Consider the following 15,862-nt stretch of genomic DNA (forward strand, 5'->3'; position numbering starts at 1 on the left):
CCCGAAAACGATCTTTTCCTTTTCGTCGTGGTTGGCGAACTCGGCCTGTTCGAACCGGTCGCCGTGCTGTCATCCGATGTTGCTTCGGTACGCGCCCACCCGCCCCGCGAACCCTCCCCGGCGGCGGCTCGCGGCGGTGCCTTTGTGACCGAAGCCGGGGTGTGGAACGTGTCGGACAGTGCGCTGATAACGCATCGTGAGCGCGTGATAGCGAGAATAGCACGGAAGTTCTTATTCGCACACAACACGTAAGAGGTCGGGTGTCAGCTAGTCCGAAGTCACTCGCCGGGGGCGGGCAAACCATGCCGTGAACAGTGCGATTAACCGGAAACCCGTGGCCCGCTCGCGAGGTGCTCGACAGTGTTCCGTCCGCGCCGCAAACGCCACCGCCCGCCGTTCTCCCGATAAAAAGCGTCCGCCGGCACCCGCAGTGGGAGCCCCCGGCTCGTCGGCAATCCCGCGCTATCCGGGCCCGTGGTCGACCGGGCGGACCAGAACGGCGTGTGCCACCCGGTGGAATGGGGGTGCGGTGAAACGGGCGCCGTTTGGGATGGTGTGCGCTGCCGCCCAGAGCCCTGCCGACCGGGGGTCCCGTCCCGAGAATGGGTCGCCGCTCGGTGGGTCGAAAGGTGCGGACCGCGACGGCGACCGGTCCGACCCCCATCAGATCCAGAACCGTCCATCACGAAATGCGCTGGGCGAAGCGGACATCGTCACCTGGGCCGCGAACCGGGCCGCCGCCTGCTCCCTTCGCTTTGCTGGCCGGCATCCCGGCACGGCCCGGCGAGTGCGGGAAAACCCACATCGACTCCGGGGCCTCCCCAGCCCTGGGCACGGAATTCGGCCGAGGATCAACCCGCCCGGGCTCCTCGGCCCCGACCGGGGCCGGTGGATTCGGTGACGCTCCTGGCCCGGGTGTGCTCGTTGTCCTCTCCCGGCTCGAGGAGAACACGCGATCGACGAGCTCACCCGGATCCGCATCGGCGTCAACGGGTGCGCGGGGAAAAGCGTGGTGGCGGAATAGGGGGCGGCCGAATGGGAGCGGCCAGCACCAGGTGGTTCCAGTCGGACGTCGTCGAACGAGGGGCCCCGTCCGACGAGAACGCTGTCGGAGGGGGCTGGTCCCCCGCAGGGTGGCGGGGCGGGCCACGGGGCGGGGTCGAGGGGAGGGGCGGGCCCCGGCGAGGGGCCCCGGACCTCCCGGCCCCCGGGCGGACCGTGCGGGAACAGGTCCTGTGGAGGAGCCGCGACAGGACCGGCGACCCGGGAGGTCAGCTCGCGGGCTGCTGGGGCGCCGGCGAGCCAGGATGTGCCGGCGGCGTGGCGCTCCCCGCGAGTGTGGATCTCGTGGTTCCGCCCCGAGGGCGTTCCCACCGGCACCGGGCTGGCCGTGTCGGCCGGCCTGGGACGAGCGGATGACCGTCGGCGGCGGAGGGGGCACCCGGGGAGCCGATCCGCCACGACCCCGGCACCCGGTTGAGCTCGCATCGGAGCGGCCACCGGTGCGCCGTCCCTGGCGCGGTCGGGGGCGAGGACCGGCAGCGTCCCCGACCGGACACGGCCACCGGGACCGCCGAGGCGCGGAGGTCACCCGCCGGTGGTCGTCGCCCCCTCGTCCTCGGTCAGCGCTCGGTGAGCGACGAGGGTCCCGCCGGCCAACGCGGCCGGCATGACCAGGAGTGCCGCGAAGGGCACCAGGAGCAGCAGGTAGGTGGGCAGCGCGAACCCCCACGCGCGCATCCGGTTCCGCCGCAGGCAGCGGTGACGCTCCCCGAGGGTGCGGCCACGGCGACCGAAGGGGACGGCCGTCATCTCCAGCCCCAGCAGCCAGCCGTTGACCAGGACACCCAGCACGAGGGCCAGCACCGAACCGACGACGGGGATGAGGCCGATGAGGAACAGGGGTATCGCGACCAGGACCGCGATGAGCACCAGTAGCGCTGTCTCGCCCAGTCCCACCGAGAAGGAGCGCCACCAGGACGCCTCCTCAGACTCGGGAACGCCTCCCAGGTCGTCCTCGACGCGCTCGGCGATCGCCTCGTAGAACGGTCCGCCGATCGCCAGCGCGATTCCGGTGAAGCTGAGCATCGACACGGTCAGCGCCAGGGCCACCACCGCCACGCCGGCGGCGACGCGCACCAACGCCCGAAGGGGAGCCGCCCAGTCGTCGGCGAACGGCGTGACCAGCGCGGCGAGGTCCCCGGAGTAGTACACCAGGGCGGCGATGGCGCCGAGCAGGAGCACCGAGGTCAGCAGGGCGGGCAACGCGCCGAGCAGCAGAAGGCGTGGTGTGCGCGTCACCAGCCCGAACCCGCGCCCCAGCATGCCCACGCCGCTGAGGAAGTTCCGAACTCCGTTGATCATCGGCGGAGCATAGGACAGCGGTCGCGGAGCGCCCGTGAGGTTTTCCCCGGACCGCTGCCGAGCGGTTCGAGCCCTGGTGTCAGTCCCTCGCGAGGTCGCGGGCACGGCGGTCCAGCAACGCCGCCGACTCCTGGTCGGACAGCGCCATCCCCCCGACGCGTTCGGCCGCCAGCCGGTAGGGGGCGGCGCGCCCCGCTCCGTCGAGGACGGTGGTCCCCGCGGCGAGGTCCAACCTGACCAGCGGGGGTACCCGCTCCGACTCCAGCAACTGGAAGTCCCCGACGGCGAGGAGGGCGGCCAGCCTCGCGGTCGGCACGACCTGGACGCGCACGTGGGGGAGCTTCACCAGCTCCAACAGGTGCCACAGCTGACCGGCCAACACGGCGGGGCCGGCCCGGCCCAGGTCGGGACCCGGACGCACCGCCGGCTCGCCGAGGAGGACCCGCAGGGTGGGGGGGCGTGGCCGGTGCAGGATCTCCTGGCGTTCGAGCCGGGCGGCGACCTCCGCCTCCACGACCGACGTCGGAGTGCCCCGTGCCGTCAGCCAGGCACGCGCGTACTCCGCCGTGCGCACCACCTCGGGTACCAGGAACGCCGAGGCCTCGACGATCGAGCTGGTGTCCGCATCGGACGGCTCCGTCCCGTCCGGTGGGTCCGGCGCGGCCCACCGCCGGCGTTCCCGGCGCCGTTCCGCCAGTTCCAGGAGTTCCGCCGTCACGCTGACGAACTCCCCGGCCCCCACCCCGACCTCCGTCAGGTAGGCGGCCGCCTGCGCGGCGGTGGGCAGCGTGTCCCCGCGTTCCCACCCGCCGACGACGCCGACGGGGACACCCACCCTCGTCGCCACGGTGCGGGGGGACATCCCGGCGGCCAACCGGGCCTGCCGGAGGCGGGCGCCCACCGCCCGGGAGCGGAGTGACCGCCCGCTGCTGCTGGCCATCCGGCAACGCTAGTCAGCTGCGTCCTGACACCGGAACGGTTCAGCCTCGGATTGACTCCTTCGGTGGATCCCCTCGGCGGGCGACCGGCGGCTCACGGCCGCCGACCGGCCCGGCGGAAAACGGTTCGATCGGCGGGCAACCCCCTCAGTACCGTGCGAGGACGACCGCCCGCACGTTCCCAGGAGCCCGCGAATGCCCGCTTCCGCACTACCGAACGTGACCCGCCCCGACTCCTGGACGGTGGTGGTCAGGGAACGCGACGTGCGCGGCGAGGACACGACACGCGCCGCCGACGCCGTCGTCGCCGAGTGGGACGCCCACGACTGGCCAGCGGGGCTGCTCAGCAGGGCGTGCCTCCGCAGCGTCACCGGCAACACGCTGCTCGAGTACGAGCAGTGGGCCGACCCCCGGCCGGGGGGCACGGGGGCCGAGGACACGCGCCCCCCGGAACCCGCGAGAGCGGGAACCGCGTACCAGCTCTACCGCAGCAGCGTGACCGACCTCCGCGAGCCCACCGGCTGCGCCGTCACCGTCGTGGTCGACCTTGGCCAGGCCGATCCGGCCGCGGCGAGGAAGTGGGTCGACGAGATGTTCGACGGGGCCTCCGAGCACGAGACCGGGCATGACGCGCCCCTGCCCGGACTGCTCGCCGCCCACTTCCACGTCAGCCTCGACGGGAGCCGCGTCCTCAACTACGCGGAGTGGACCTCTCCCGAAGCCCACCGCTCCGCCATCCCGGGCCCCGAGGCCGACGACCCCCTTGCCGCCGACGTGGGGCGGCCGGGGGTGCGGGTGATCCGGTTCCTCCCCCACGGCCTCCGGGAGTCCCGAGCCTGACCCGGCGGGCGCCCATGTCCGCCGTGCCGGTGACGATGCTCCTCGTCCACCCGGCCGAGTGGCACTCGCAACCCCCGCCGGGGCCCCCGCGTCCACCGGGAGACCGGACACCCGGACCACGGCGAGTTCGCGTCCACGCCCAACCCCGGGAGGGGGACCCGCCGAGGCGCTCGGCGGGTGGACCGGACCCCGGGTCGAGACGATTGAGGACACCACCGCGATGCCACACGACCTGTCCCGCCGTTCCCTGCTCGCACTGGCCGCGCTCGTCCCCCTGGCGGGCTGCGCGTCGACCGGAGCCGGGCCGGAACCCGCGGGCGGGGCCGTGCCCTCCCCACCAGCCCCGCCGGCCCCCTCGCCCTCGCCGGAGGAGCGGGAGGCGGCCTTCGAACGCGTCGAACGGGAACACGACGTGCGGCTGGGGGTGTACGCCCTCGACACCGGGAGCGGCCGCGCGCTGGTCCACCGCCCCGACGAACGTTTCGCGTACTGCTCCACGATCAAGGCAGTCGCGGCCGGGGCCGTCCTGCTGGTGAGTTCCGACGAGCGGATGGGCCAGGTGATCCCCTACCAGCAGGGGGACCTCGTCACCCACTCACCCGTCACCGAGGCGCATGTCGGGGCCGGGCTGGGCCTGGACGCGCTGTGCGAGGCAGCCGTGCGGTACAGCGACAACACCGCGGCCAACCTGATGCTCACCGAACTCGGCGGACCGGCCGGTTTCCAACGGAGGCTGCGCGAACTCGGCGACGAGGTGACCCGCAGCGACCGGTACGAGACGGAGCTCAACGACGCCGTCCCGGGCGACGACCGCGACACCAGCACGCCCAGGGCGCTGGCGACGACCCTGCGGACCCTGCTGCTGGGGGACGCGTTGACCGACGAACGGCGCGCGGTGTTGGAGGACTGGATGTCGGGCAACGCCACCGGTGACGAGCTGGTGCGCGCGGGCGTTCCCTCGGACTGGCGGGTCGTGGACAAGTCCGGCGGCGGCTTCTACGGGACCCGCAACGACATCGCGGTGGCCTTCCGGCCGGACGCCCCGCCGATCGTCCTCGCCGTGCTGACCAGCCGGACCGAGCGGGACGCGGGAGGGCGGGCCGAGGCCGTCGCGGCGGCGGCGGCCGTGGTGGCCGACACCCTCGGCTGACCCCACACGGCCCGAGGGGGTCGGAGCCTCACCGCCGCCGCCCGCCCCCTGTGAGGACCTTTTCCGCTCGGCGTAACGCGGCGACCCCGGCCGGTAACAGGCGCTGCCTAGCGTGGCTCCCGCCAGCCGCGAGAGGAGACCGCCGTGCCGGTGACGACGGACGCCACTGCCCACCCGTCCGGTGACCGACGCCTGGAGCGCTGGGACCCGGAGGACCACGAGTTCTGGGAGCGGACGGGCCGGCACGTCGCCAGGCGCAACCTGCTCTTCTCGGTGCTCTCCGAGCACGTCGGGTTCTCGGTGTGGAGCGTCTGGTCGGTGATGGTGCTCTTCATGACGCCGGAGATCGGCTTCCACTTCACCTCGGGCGAGAAGTTCCTGCTGGTCTGCACGCCGACGCTGGTCGGTGCCCTGCTCCGGTTGCCCTACAGCGGGTGGGTGTGCCGCTTCGGCGGCCGGAACTGGACGGTCGCCGCCACGGCGGTCCTGCTGGTCCCGACGCTGCTGGCCGCGATCCTCGTGCAGCGGCCGGAGACCCCGTTCTGGGTCTTCCTCGTCGTGGCGGCGGTGGCGGGTGTCGGCGGCGGGAACTTCGCGTCCTCGATGACCAACATCAACGCCTTCTACCCCGAACGGCACAAGGGGTGGGCGCTCGGGCTGAACGCGGGTGGCGGGAACCTGGGGGTCGCCGCCGTGCAGCTGGTCGGCCTCGCCGTCATCTCGGTGGCCGGGTCGACCAGCCCCGCCTACGTCGCCGCCGTGTACCTGCCCGTGATCGTGCTGGTCACCCTGGCCTGCGCGCTGCGGATGGACAACCTGCCCGGGCTCCGCGCCGACCGCGACGCCCAGCGGGAGGCGGTCCGCGAACCCCACACGTGGCTGATCTCCCTGCTGTACGTGGGAACCTTCGGGTCCTTCATCGGCTACGGCTTCGCCTTCGGTCTCGTCCTCCAGACCCAGTTCGGGTTCAGCGCGGTGGAGGCCGCCTCCCTGACCTTCGTCGGACCTCTTCTCGGTTCGCTGAGCCGCCCGGTCGGTGGCTGGTTGTCCGACCGGTTCGACGCCGCCCTGGTCACGTTCTGGACCTTCCTGGCGATGGCGGCCGGCACCGGGCTGCTGGTCCTGGCCTCGTCCCAGGGGTCGTTCCGGCTGTTCATCGGGGCATTCACGGTGTTGTTCGTGCTGACCGGCGTGGGGAACGGCTCCACCTACAAGATGATCCCGGTGGTGTTCCGGGCGCGGGCGACCAGCCGGGCACCCGGGGCGGCGCCCGGGACGGAGGCGAGGTGGGTGCGCCGGATCACCGGCGCGGTGATCGGCATCGCCGGTGCCGTGGGCGCGCTGGGGGGCGTGCTGATCAACCTGGCGTTCCGCGCGGCCTACGGCGGGGAGGCGGGCACCGGGACCGGCGCGTTCCTGTCCTTCCTCGCCTTCTACGGACTGTGCGTGCTGGTCACCTGGGTGGTGTACCTGAGGGCTCCCCGGACCAGGAACGGCGCCCTCGCCCCCGAGCGGGGAGCCCCGGCGGCGGTGGGGGGTGGAGCGTGACCTCCACACCACCCGCGTCGGTCCCGCCGCCCGTGGTCGCGGCCACCGCCACCCACTGCCCCTACTGCGCACTCCAGTGCGGGACGGAACTCGTCGAGGAGGGCGGGGGAGGCGGGGGACGCCCCACGATCGGGGTGCGCCCCACCGACTTCCCCGTGAACCGCGGTCGGCTGTGCCAGAAGGGGTGGACAGCGCCGCGGCTGCTCTCCGCCGGCGACCGGCTGCTGGGTCCGCTGGTGCGGGACCACCGAGGCGGTCCGTCGCGGGCCACCGACTGGCCGACCGCTCTCGACCGCGCCGTCGCCGGGATCCGGGCCGCCGTTGACCGCGCCGGAGCGGACTCGGTCGCGGTGCTGGGAGGGGGCGGGCTGACGAACGAGAAGGCCTACCTGCTGGGGAAGTTCGCCCGGGTCGCGTTGGGCACCAGCCAGATCGACTACAACGGTCGGTTCTGCATGTCCTCGGCGGCGGCCGCCGGGAACGCGGCCTTCGGCGTCGACCGGGGACTGCCGTTCCCGGTCACCGACCTGGAGGCGGCGGAGGTGGTCCTGCTCGTCGGGGCCAACCCCGCCGAGACGATGCCGCCGCTGATGGCCAGGATCGCCGCCGCTGACCTCGTCGTGGTGGACCCGAGGCGGACTCCCACCGCCGAACGGGCGGCGCTGCACCTGCGGACGCGGCCCGGGACCGACCTGGCGCTGGCCCTGGGCCTGCTGCACGTCGCCGTCGTCGACGGGCACGTCGACCGGAGCTACGTCCGGGACCGCACCACCGGCTTCGACGAGGCATGGCGGCACGCGGTCGCCTGGTGGCCCGAGCGGACCGAACAGGTCACGGGCGTGCCGGTGGCCGACCAGCGGGCGGCGGTGCGGCTGCTGGCCGCGGCGTCCCACCGCTACGTGCTCACCGGGCGGGGCGCCGAGCAGCACAGCACCGGGACCGACACCGTCAGCGCTGTCATCAACCTCGCGTTGGCGTTGGGCCTGCCCGGCCGGCGGGGCAGCGGCTACGGCTGCCTCACCGGACAGGGCAACGGGCAGGGCGGCCGGGAGCACGGGCAGAAGGCGGACCAACTACCCGGGTACCGCTCGATCGAGGACCCCTCGGCTCGGAACCACGTCGCCGGGGTGTGGGGGGTGCGCCCCGAGGACCTGCCCGGGCCCGGCCGCAGCGCCTACGAACTGCTGGACGCCCTCGGCGGGCCCGACGGGCCGAGGGCACTGCTGGTCTTCGGCACGAACCCGGTGGTGTCCGCCCCGCGAGCCGGGCACGTCACCGAACGCCTCGCCGCCCTCGACCTGCTGGTGGTGGCCGACTTCGTCCCCTCGGAGACGACCCGGATCGCCGACGTCGTCCTGCCCACCACCCAGTGGGCGGAGGAGGACGGCACGATGACCAACCTGGAGGGGAGGGTGCTGCGACGCCGGGCCGCGGTGCCACCGCCCCCCGGGGTCCGCACGGACCTGGAGGTGCTCAGCGCCTTGGCCACCCGGCTCGGCCAGCCCGCCGGGCGGTTCCCCACCCGACCGGAGGTCGTCTTCGCCGAACTGGCCGCGGCCTCCGCCGGCGGCCGCGCCGACTACTCGGGGATCGACTACGACCGGCTCGACCGGGGTGAGGCGTTGCACTGGCCGTGCCCCCGCACCTCGGGCGCGCCGCACCCCGGCACCCCGAGGTTGTTCCTGGACCGCTTCGCCCACCCGGACGGTCGGGCCCGGTTCCGGCCGGTCGCCCATCGCCCGGGAGCGGAGCCGCCCGACGATGGCTACCCGCTGTACGGCACGACCGGGCGCGTGCTCGCCCACTACCAGTCGGGGGCGCAGACCCGCCGCGTCCCGGAGCTCGCGTCGGTGGAACCCGTCCCCTACGTCGAGGTCCACCCCGACACCGCCGGCCGCGCCGGGCTCGCCGCCGGGGACGTGGCCCACGTCGTCACCCGGCGCGGTCGCGTCACCGCCACCGTGCGCCTCGTTCCCCACCTGCGGGCCGACACCGTGTTCCTGCCCTTCCACTTCCCCGAGGAGGGACGGGCCAACCTGATCACCAACCCCGAGCTCGACCCGGTGAGCCGGATGCCCGAGTTCAAGGTGTGCGCCGTCCGGCTCGAACGAGCGGGCGGAACCACCTCGCCCGGACCGGGTGGCCCCGGCGGCTCGACCGGAGCGGAGGAGGTCCGATGAGCAGGATCGTCATCGTCGGGAACGGGCCGGTCGGTCACCGGCTCGCCGACCGGACGGCCCGAGGCGGTGAGCACCACCGGGTCACGGTGCTCGGAGCGGAACGGTGTCCCGCCTACAACCGGGTGCTGCTGCCCTCGGTGGTCGCGGGGACCCTGAGCGGGGACGACACCCGGTTGCCGCCGCCGGGGCCGGCGGTCGTCGTGCGGGTGGGGGAGCGGGTCACGGACGTGGACCGGGACCGCCGCCGTGTGCGTTCCTCCTCCGGCGCGATCCACCACTACGACGTGCTCGTGCTGGCCACCGGGGCGCGACCGGTCTGGCCCGAGGCCCCAGGGCTGACCGGTCCCTCCGACCAGCCGGGGGCGGCGGTGGTCGCCCTGCGCACCCTGGACGACGTCGAGTACCTGGGACGCCGCCTTCGCACCGGGCTGCCCGTGACCGTCCTCGGCGGCGGGACGCTGGGGCTGGAGACCGCTCGGGCGTTGGCCGCCCGGGGAGCGAGGGTCGACCTGGTCCACCGGTCCCGCTCCCTGATGGAACGCCAGCTCGACGACGTGGCGGGCGCCGTCCTGCTGGCCTCGACCCGTGCCCTGGGCATCACCGTCCACCTCGGCCACCAGCCGGTGGGCTACCGCGACGGGCACCTCGTCCTCGACGACGGCCGGGAGATCCACTCCGAACTCGTCGTCGTCGCCGTCGGCGCCAGCCCGAGGACCGAGCTGGCCACCGGGGCGGGGCTGGTGGTGCGTCGCGGTGTCGTCGTCGACGACACCCTGACCACCAGTGACCCCCACATCCGGGCCGTCGGTGACTGCGCCGAACACGACGGCGTGCAGTACGGGTTGCTGGCCCCCGGCTTCGACCAGGCCGACGTCCTGGCCTCCCTGCTCACCCGCGCGGCGCCCGTCGCCGCCTACCGGGGTTCCAGCGCGGTGACGAGGCTCAAGGCGCGGGACATCGACCTCACCGCGCTGGGTGACAGCAGGGCGTCGGAGCCCGCCGACCTGGTCACGATGGCCGATCAGCGGCGGGGCCGCTACGCCCGGCTGGCGGTTCGTGACGACCGGGTCACCGGGGCGATCCTGATCGGGTTCCCGCGTGCGGCGGCCACCCTCGGGCAGCTCTACGACCGGGGTGATCCACTGCCGGACGACCCGTTCCACCTGTTGCTCGGTGAGACCACCGGCGGCGCCCAGGGCCAGGAACTCGCCGAGCTGCCCGACACCGCCGTGGTGTGCCGGTGCAACGCCGTCTCGAAACGGGCGCTGGTCACCGCCTGGCGGGTGGGTGCCAGGGATGTCCCGGCCCTGAGCAGGGTGACCCGCGCGGGCACGGGCTGCGGTGGTTGCGCCGCCACCCTCACCGGCCTGTGCCGGTGGCTGGAGCGTGCCGGGCCGGCCGCCGCGCCGGCGGGGGCGGCCGAGGGCGAGAACGGCGGGGCCGCGGCGGAGCCGGAACCCGCTGGGACGGCCCGGGCGCCCGGCCAACCCGAGTCCCGCGACCAGGACGTCCCGTCGTGCCAGGTCCCGCTCGCAGCCGCTCCCGCCGCGCGCCGCCCGCCCCCGGCGTCAGGCGCCGGGGACCTGGTCCGCGCGGGTGCCGCCCCTCCCGCTTCCACCGCACGCCCCGACCTGGACGAGGAAGGTGTCGCATGACCCGCACCCTAGTTGTCGTCGGCCACGGCATGGTCGGTCACCGGTTCGTGACCGCGTTCCGCGCCCGCGACCACGAACGTCGCTGGCGGGTGATCGTCCTCGGTGAGGAGCGCCATCCCGCCTACGACCGCGTCGGCCTGTCGTCCTACCTCGACGGGCGGGGCCTCGCCGACCTGCGCCTCGACGACGGGGAACTCGCGGGGGACACGGCCGTCGATCTCAGGTTGGGGGTCGTCGCCGAGTCGATCGACCGGGCCACCCGCACCGTGTGGACCTCCGCCGGCACGCCGGTGCGCTACGACGCCCTCGTGCTGGCCACCGGTTCCCGCCCCTTCGTGCCCCCGGTCCCCGGGCACGACCTGCCGGGGTGCTTCGCCTACCGCACCGTCGACGACCTCGATCGGATCAGGGCCGCGAGCGGGGAGGCGAGGGACGGGGTCGTCGTGGGCGGCGGCCTGCTCGGGTTGGAGGCAGCCAACGCGCTTCGACTGCTCGGGCTGCGGACCCAGGTCGTGGAGATGGCGGACTGGCTGATGCCGTTGCAGGTCGACGAGGGAGGCGGTCACACCCTGGGGCGGCTGGTCGAGCGGCTCGGCCTGGTCGTCCACACCGGTAGTGGGACGGGCGCCGTCGAGGCGGGCCAGGACGGCAGGACCCGGGCGGTGCGCCTGACCGACGGAACCGAGGTCCCGGCCGATCTCGTCGTGTTCTCCGCCGGCATCCGGGCGCGTGACGAGCTGGCCAGGGCGGCGGGCCTGCCGGTCGGGGAGCGCGGCGGTGTCCTCGTCGACGAGACCTGCCGGACCGAGGACCCACGGGTGTGGGCGGTCGGTGAGTGCGCCGCCGTCGCGGGGCGCACCTACGGCCTCGTGGCACCCGGTTACGCGATGGCCGAGACGGTGGTGGACCGGCTGCTCGGGGGTTCGGCCACCTTCGGCGGGGCCGAACCCGCCACCAAGCTGAAACTGCTCGGCGTGGACGTCGCCAGCTTCGGCGACGCGCACTCGACCACCCCGGGCGCCCTGGACGTCGTGCACGCGAACGCCGCCAGCGGCACCTACACCAAGCTGGTGCTCAGTGACGACGCCAGAACCCTGCTCGGTGGGGTGCTCGTCGGAGACGCCGGCGCCTACCCCACGTTGCGGGCCCTGCTCGGGCGACCGCTGCCCGCCAGCCCGGAGGAGGTGCTGGCGCCGGTCGGGGGCGGCGGGCTGAGCGCCGACGCGGTTCCCGACGACGCCACCGTCTGCTCCTGCCACAACGTCAGCAAGGGAGACGTCACCGCCGCCATCACCGAGCACGGGTTGACCGACGTCGCCGGGGTGAAGCGGTGCACCCTCGCGGGCACGGGGTGCGGGTCCTGCGTGCCGATGCTCGGCGGCCTGTTGGCCGGGTGCGGGGTGGAACCGGACCGGGCGCTGTGCGAGCACTTCCGGCACACCAGGGCCGAGCTGTACGAGATCGTGCGGGCCACCGGCATCACCACGTTCTCGGAGCTGGTCCGCACCCACGGGGCTGGCAGGGGCTGCGACGTCTGCAAGCCGGTGGTCGCCTCCATCCTCGCCGGTCTCGCGGGTGGCCACGTGCTCTCCGAGGACCAGGCGGGCCTCCAGGACACCAACGACCGCTTCCTGGCCAACATCCAGCGCAACGGCACCTACTCGGTGGTGCCGAGGATCCCCGGCGGGGAGATCACCCCGGAGAAGCTGATCACGATCGGCGAGGTGGCCAGGGACTTCGGCCTCTACACCAAGATCACCGGCGGCCAGCGGATCGACCTCTTCGGGGCCAGGGTCGAGCAGCTCCCGCTGATCTGGCGGCGGCTGGTGGACGCCGGGTTCGAGTCGGGCCACGCCTACGGGAAGGCGCTGCGCACCGTGAAGTCCTGCGTCGGTACCGACTGGTGCCGCTACGGGGTGGGGGACTCGGTGGCGATGGCCATCCGGCTGGAACTGCGCTACCGGGGCCTGCGGGCCCCCCACAAGATCAAGGCCGGGGTGTCCGGTTGCGCCCGGGAGTGCGCGGAGGCCAGGTCGAAGGACTTCGGCGTGATCGCCACCGAGAAGGGGTGGAACCTCTACGTCGGGGGCAACGGCGGCTTCACCCCCCGGCACGCGGAACTGCTGGCCGCCGACCTGGACGACCGAGCGCTCATCGCCCTCGTGGACCGATTCCTCATGTTCTACATCCGGACCGCGGACCGCCTGCAACGCACGGCGGCGTGGATCGGGGCGATGGAGGGCGGGTTGGAGCACCTGCGCGCCGTGGTGGTGGACGACTCGTTGGGGATCGCGGAGGAACTGGAGGCGGCGATGGAACGTCACGTGGGCGAGTACGCCGACGAGTGGGCGGGGGTGCTGGCCGATCCCGAGAAGGTGGCGCGGTTCGTGTCCTTCGTGAACTCCCCGGACGTGCCCGATCCGACGATCCGGTTCACCACGGAACGCGGGCAGATCCGCCCGGGCGCCACGGACGGGCCCGTGCCGCTGCCCCTGCCGGTGATCCGTCCCGAGGCGGTGCGCGCATGAGGTGGCGCGAGGTGTGCCGGTGGGAGGCGCTGCGACCAGAACTGGGTGCTCCCGTGCTGGTGGACGGCCATCTCATCGCCCTGTTCCGCACGGAGGACGGGGAACTGTACGCCCTGGGCAACGTCGATCCGGTCAGCAGCGCCAGCGTGATGAGCCGGGGGATCGTCGGGGACCGAGCGGGGGAACCGGTGGTGGCGTCCCCCATGCACAAGCAGGTCTTCTCCCTCCGGTCCGGGCGTTGCCTCGATGTCACCCACCCGGAGTTGGCCCTGCCCACCTACGCTGTTCGGCGACAGGGCGACGTCGTCGAGATCGGACTTCCGTGACCCCACCGCGCGACCCTCCACCGCCACTCGCCGGCTACACCGTCGGGGTGACCGCGGCCCGGCGTGCGGAGGAACTGGGTGCGCTCCTGGAACGGCGGGGAGCCCAGGTGGTGCACGCCCCGGCCATCAGGATCGTCCCCCTCGCCGACGACGCGGACCTGGTGGCGGCGACCCGACGATGCCTGTCGGGCCGACTCGACGCGGTGGTCGCCACCACCGGTATCGGCTTCCGGGGCTGGGTCGAGGCGGCCGACGGGTGGGGCCTCGGCGACCGGCTGATCGACCGGTTGCGGGGCGCGCGGCTCCTCGCCCGTGGCCCCAAGGCGCGGGGGGCCGTCCGCGCCGCCGGTCTGCCCGACGCCTGGTCGCCGGCGTCGGAGTCCTCCGGCGAGGTGCTCGCCCGGCTGCTCGCCGAGGGAGTGGCGGGCGCCAGGATCGCCGTGCAACTGCACGGGCAACCGTTGCCGCACTTCGTCGACGCCCTCCGCGGCGCCGGTGCGGAGGTCATCGAGATCCCCGTCTACCGGTGGACGCGGCCCGTCGACGTGGAGCCGTTGCGGCGACTCGTCACGTTGGCCTGCGCGGGGGAGGTGGACGCGCTGACCTTCACCAGCGCCCCGGCGGCCGCGAGCACGCTCAGCACCGCCGCCGAGATGGGGAGGCAGCGGGACCTGCTGGCCGCGCTGCGGGGCCGGGTGCTCGTGGCCTGCGTCGGGCCCGTGACCCGCGCCCCGCTGGAGGACCACGACGTGCCCGCCGTGATGCCCGAGCGGTACCGGCTGGGAGCGCTGGTCCGTGAACTCGCCGACGGACTCGCCGCCCGCTCCCCCCGGCTGCCCGTGGCCGGGACCGAGCTCTGGCTGCGCGGGCGGGCCGTCGTCCTGGGCGGTGCGCTGCGGCCGGTGCCTCCGAGCGCCATGTGCCTGCTGCGGGTCCTCGCGCGGCGGCCGGGCCGGGTGGTCCCCCGGGGCGAACTGGTCGACGCGCTCCGAACCGCCCCCGGCGGCAGCCAGGACATCGACGAACACGCGGTGGAGACGGCGATGACCAGGCTGCGGGCCGCGCTGGGACGGGCCGATGTGATCCAGACGGTCATCAAACGGGGGTACCGGCTGTCCTACGACCCCCTCCAGGACGCCCCGCGCTGCCCTGGGGGTGCGGCCGAGCGCCCCGGGGCGCGCCGCTGAGGACCCGGGCGCCCCGTCCGGCCGACGACCTGGCACGGGGCCCGGCTCGGTTGGCCCGGCCCCCGCCCCGCGTGCCCTCCTCGCTCACACCGGCACCGTGCGCCTACCCATCGCCTCCACGGGCCGGCAGGCCGTCCGGTGCGCGATACCGGTGCGGTGGGCGATGGCCGCCGCCTCGGTCCGGTTCGACACCCCCAGCTTCCGCAGGATGCTGAGCACGTGCGACCCGACGGTGGCCCTGCTGATGAACAGCTCCACCGCGATCTTCGAGTTGGGCAGCCCCTCGGCGAGCAGCGCCAACACGTGCTGCTCGCGTTCGGTCAGCAGGTCAGCCGGCGCCGGCCCGCTCCGGAGCACGTTGACCAGGCTGGAGGCCTGGGTCGCGAGCACCTCGGGGGACAGGAACAGCTTGTGCTGCGCGGCCGAGTGCAGCGCGGCGGTGAGCACCCAGGGAGTGTCCGCCGTGGTCACCACGCCGGCGAGCTGGGACCGGAGCACGGCGTCGAAGTCCGTCGCGCCCTTGGGGTAGACCATGACCACGGGCGCGGGCTGGCCCTCGACCGCGGTGCGCGCCCTCAGGTCGACGAGGTCGTCGCCGTCCAACGCGTCGGAGTAGAGCAACCAGGCCGCGACCTCCGAGTTCGCCGAGTGGCGCAGGGATTCCCGCAGCGTCTCGTGCACCGCGTGGATCGAGATGTTGAAGCGGCCGAGGCCGAGCGCGATCATGAACTGGAGCTGGGTGTCGTTCTGCAGCCTGTCCCTGCTGCCGGTGATGATGTCGATGCTGAGCATGGGAAGCCTCCCGTTGCGAGTGGTCCGTGGCTGACGGAGTTGGTCGGGGGCGGTCTCGCCGCCCCCGTCAGCCCGTGGCGCTTCCGCGTGCGTTCATCTGGGTGATGTCCATGCCGTTCCAACCTGTCGAGTTCGCCCCTGCGCACCCCAGCGAACCGGACCGCCGTTGAGTCGGCGTTGAGGATGCGTTGAGTGGTGGTGGCGTGACGTCCGGAACCGGGGGACCGCGCACCTCGCGAGCGGGCACGGGCACCGCCGACCCCGGACCGGGGTGGGGTGCCGGGTCGCGCCCGGGTGAGCCCGACGCTCGCGTCCCGGGCGGGGACGTTGGGAGGCGCGCGCCCGCCGACCTCG

General features: G+C 73.9%; 11 protein-coding genes. 8 read left to right on the forward strand and 3 right to left on the reverse strand.

Going from position 1 to position 15,862, the window contains the following annotated elements; translation table 11 throughout:
* Window positions 1-1,587: 1,587 nt before the first annotated feature.
* Complete coding sequence (locus tag G443_RS21815; RefSeq protein WP_026418570.1) at window positions 1,588-2,364, reverse strand: EI24 domain-containing protein; 777 nt, start codon at window positions 2,362-2,364, stop codon at window positions 1,588-1,590.
* Window positions 2,365-2,443: 79 nt separating this feature from the next.
* Window positions 2,444-3,304, reverse strand: a complete 861-nt coding sequence (locus G443_RS21820) for a helix-turn-helix domain-containing protein (RefSeq protein WP_026418569.1) — start codon at window positions 3,302-3,304, stop codon at window positions 2,444-2,446.
* Between the two features lie 193 nt (window positions 3,305-3,497).
* On the opposite strand from G443_RS21820, the gene G443_RS21825 reads away from it, so the two are divergent.
* The 8 genes from G443_RS21825 to G443_RS21860 all read left to right on the forward strand — a co-directional run bounded on the left by G443_RS21825 (window position 3,498) and on the right by G443_RS21860 (window position 14,716).
* Window positions 3,498-4,142, forward strand: coding sequence for an antibiotic biosynthesis monooxygenase (locus G443_RS21825; RefSeq protein ID WP_155886101.1), 645 nt, complete (start codon window positions 3,498-3,500; stop codon window positions 4,140-4,142).
* Window positions 4,143-4,362: 220 nt separating this feature from the next.
* Window positions 4,363-5,292, forward strand: a complete 930-nt coding sequence (gene bla / locus G443_RS21830) for a class A beta-lactamase (RefSeq protein WP_026418568.1) — start codon at window positions 4,363-4,365, stop codon at window positions 5,290-5,292.
* A gap of 144 nt (window positions 5,293-5,436) precedes the next feature.
* Entirely contained in the window at window positions 5,437-6,840 is a 1,404-nt protein-coding gene (locus tag G443_RS21835; RefSeq protein WP_051313878.1) for an MFS transporter, read from the forward strand.
* Complete coding sequence (locus G443_RS21840) at window positions 6,837-9,020, forward strand: molybdopterin oxidoreductase family protein (RefSeq protein WP_026418566.1); 2,184 nt, start codon at window positions 6,837-6,839, stop codon at window positions 9,018-9,020. The genes G443_RS21835 and G443_RS21840 overlap by 4 nt, the downstream gene beginning before the upstream one ends.
* Complete coding sequence (locus G443_RS21845; protein WP_081715396.1) at window positions 9,017-10,675, forward strand: FAD-dependent oxidoreductase; 1,659 nt, start codon at window positions 9,017-9,019, stop codon at window positions 10,673-10,675. Before G443_RS21840 ends, G443_RS21845 begins: the two co-directional genes overlap by 4 nt.
* On the forward strand, window positions 10,672-13,203 hold the full coding sequence (nirB, locus tag G443_RS21850) for a nitrite reductase large subunit NirB (protein ID WP_026418565.1): 2,532 nt from the start codon (window positions 10,672-10,674) through the stop codon (window positions 13,201-13,203). Before G443_RS21845 ends, nirB begins: the two co-directional genes overlap by 4 nt.
* Window positions 13,200-13,529 carry a nitrite reductase small subunit NirD gene (gene nirD / locus G443_RS21855; RefSeq protein WP_026418564.1) on the forward strand — a complete coding sequence of 110 codons (330 nt, stop codon included), beginning with the start codon at window positions 13,200-13,202 and terminating at the stop codon, window positions 13,527-13,529. Before nirB ends, nirD begins: the two co-directional genes overlap by 4 nt.
* 47 nt (window positions 13,530-13,576) lie before the next feature.
* Entirely contained in the window at window positions 13,577-14,716 is a 1,140-nt protein-coding gene (locus G443_RS21860) for a uroporphyrinogen-III synthase (RefSeq protein WP_245588767.1), read from the forward strand.
* Between the two features lie 84 nt (window positions 14,717-14,800).
* On the opposite strand, the gene G443_RS21865 is transcribed toward G443_RS21860, so the two are convergent.
* The gene (locus G443_RS21865) at window positions 14,801-15,508 is read right to left on the reverse strand and encodes a helix-turn-helix transcriptional regulator (protein ID WP_051313876.1); all 708 of its coding nucleotides are present in this window, start codon (window positions 15,506-15,508) and stop codon (window positions 14,801-14,803) included.
* Window positions 15,509-15,862: the final 354 nt, after the last annotated feature.

The organism is Actinoalloteichus caeruleus DSM 43889, from assembly GCF_000429185.2.
GTDB classification, from domain to species: Bacteria; Actinomycetota; Actinomycetes; order Mycobacteriales; family Pseudonocardiaceae; genus Actinoalloteichus_B; species Actinoalloteichus_B caeruleus.